Origin of the sequence: Chimaeribacter coloradensis, assembly GCF_002858715.1 — a bacterium.
GTDB classification, from domain to species: domain Bacteria; phylum Pseudomonadota; class Gammaproteobacteria; order Enterobacterales; family Enterobacteriaceae; genus Chimaeribacter; species Chimaeribacter coloradensis.
Map to the genome: position 1 here is coordinate 1 of NZ_PJZH01000060.1, position 2,413 is coordinate 2,413.

Consider the following 2,413-nt stretch of genomic DNA (forward strand, 5'->3'; position numbering starts at 1 on the left):
TTTCCATTTTCATATTTAAAACGGGAGTCGTCATCGAAAACTATGATTGAGTTTTTTTCACCCCAGGATACCCAGCTTAGATGAGAATCCTCTATAGGGGGACTAAATATATTTGAAACGATGGGTTTACTTTTTGTTAAATCAATCATTATATTTGCATGGCATTTATAATCATCAATTCCTTTCAAACAACCAAAAGGCGAGTAATAGCCAATTATTATTTTATTTACTTTCTTTTCGGACTCATTAATGTCAAACCCTAGTGGGACAGGAGAAAAATAGTCCGCACGATCTTTATATATTAATTTTTTGTTTAAATAAATATACGAGTACTTATCGCCAGAATCATTTCTAGAAAGGAGCCTTAAATCTCCAAGAACTGTATCTATGCAATAGTAGCTTTCTTTATTACATTCTCCTAATGCAAACGAAGCGTGAAATAATAAAATAAATGAAATTAGATAATTTTTTCTCATTTAATTAACAACCTTTTTAATTATTTTGATAGTTTCAACTTCTTTTATATTTAATTCTTTTATTTTCTCAGGGCAGATGAAGTTATGGACTTTAATATAGTCATCTATAAAACTTAACAACCATTCTCTATGACCAGCGCTGTATGATCTGTTATTGATTTCTGCGTATTCTTTAGCCTTTCCCGCCCCCACCTGCGCAATCAACAACCTCTTAGCTGCCTCCTCTGTAATTGTGCCTTTTATAAACCGGATAGTATCTGTCAGCCCAAGGTGGTGCGTCAGATAGATCAATTTGGCTTTTTCAGCATCATCTAACGCGGCAATACGATAGCCCGCTTTTTCCAGTGCTTCCAGATTGTGAACACCATAATCTACTGCGGCCATAATGGCATATTCAGCAACAAAGCGTTTATCCAGCCATGTTTTGAGAGCATACGTCGCTTTTGGCGGGTAGGGAGTTCCACCATCCAGATACCCTTCACGCTTTAACTCTTTGCTGCTTTTCCATAGATCCAATGAAACCTGGAATTTTGTTTCAAGCACAGGCCTGCCGCTCAATTCGGTAACGACTTCTCCTGAACTATCTTGTTTTGGCATAAAAGCAACCAAACCAGAGGCTTTTGCTTTTTCATACAGGAATGTACCTTCGCGCAGCGTTTCATCCATCCAGGTTCCATTTAAAAACTGGGTCATGCCTGCAGCGGAGCTTTTATAAAAGGCAACGTCATCGGTGGGTAGCCCAAGCTCTCTTCTTCTTGCTTTTTCCGCTTTTATTCTTTCTGAGCTTAGGCATACTGAATCAGGGTTCCAGATCCCTCCTTTATGTTTGGCTGCTTCTGCATTAATCACAGCAGCAATACTTTGTGGAATAAAGCCACTTCGCTCTGATGCAGCAATAATTTCGTTCCAGTAAATAAAGTTCTTGCCTAATGATAAATCATAATTATTAGGGCAGACATGGTTTACCTGTACCACAGGCTTCCCCTGGCTGTTCCTTCCTTCGCTGATGGTATAAACTTCGTGCTTATTTCTATCAAGGTAACCCGGTGTGCCCTCTAACGCCACGCTCTTCCCTTTCACGCGAACCTTGGGGCTGGTAAGGATTATGTCCATTTTTCCCGGCATTGGGGTAAAACTGGCAACCTCTTTGACTTTACCCGCTGCACTGGAGACAAATACCTGTATCTGGCTTTCCGCTTTAAGCAAATAATCTTTTATTTTTCCCATATCATCGGTGACTGATTCATACACATCACCCAGCGCCGATACAATTTTGACTTTCAGGCCAGCCAGGGGTTTTTCTATCAAATCGAAAAAAGTAAAAGATAACAGGCACGGCTCAGGGCTGGTGTCAGGCTCTTGCACAGGTTCATCATAGGTATAATATGGGGCCGGGATCCGTAATCTCTGTCCAGGGTAAATCAGGGCAGGATTAGCGATGCCGTTTAATTTTACAATATCATCGACGGCACAATGGTGTTGATTTGCGATCTTGCTCAGGGTATCGCCTTTACGGACTACCACCTCCGTCTCTGTAGCGTCCAACGAAATGATATCATCAAGCGGAACAGGTTTACCTTCAGGATCTAAATAACATTTCCATTCAGCGGACCATCCTAACAAGCCATCATATGCTGTGGGTCTGTCGTGTGGTTTTTCAAACAGAGGGACTAATTTACCGCTCATGATGCATCCTCTCCAGAAAAGGGCTTGAATATAAGTTCAGTGCTGCGTGTTCCATCAATGCTTTTAATAGAAGAGAACCGGTGGTTAGAGTCCGGTTCCAGTGTAGGTAACTCCACTGTTTCAATAAGCTGCTGCGCCTTTGTCATGCGCTGGTAATAGCCGGTGCGGACGTTGTAGTCCCCGGCGGTGGCCGACTCAATGCTGTTTTCGTCCAGGGTGATATAACTGCCCCCGCCGTTAATCGTTATCCG

The 2,413-nt window shown here is 41.9% G+C and carries 2 protein-coding genes and 1 pseudogene; all 3 read right to left on the bottom strand.

Annotation, left to right across the window (positions count from 1 at the left end):
* A partial coding sequence (locus CYR32_RS21565) for a hypothetical protein (RefSeq protein ID WP_146000745.1) occupies positions 1 to 476 on the bottom strand: 476 nt, incomplete at its 3' end.
* On the bottom strand, positions 477 to 2,162 hold the full coding sequence (locus tag CYR32_RS21125; protein ID WP_101827038.1) for a LysM peptidoglycan-binding domain-containing protein: 1,686 nt from the start codon (positions 2,160 to 2,162) through the stop codon (positions 477 to 479).
* Positions 2,159 to 2,413, bottom strand: a pseudogene (locus CYR32_RS21130) (DUF2345 domain-containing protein); the annotation flags it as partial. The pseudogene CYR32_RS21130 and the gene CYR32_RS21125, both read right to left, overlap by 4 nt.

Excerpts from the sequence above, each read along its gene's own strand:
- CYR32_RS21125 (WP_101827038.1), bottom strand. The coding sequence starts at position 2,162 with ATGAGCGGTAAATTAGTCCCTCTGTTTGAAAAACCACACGACAGACCC.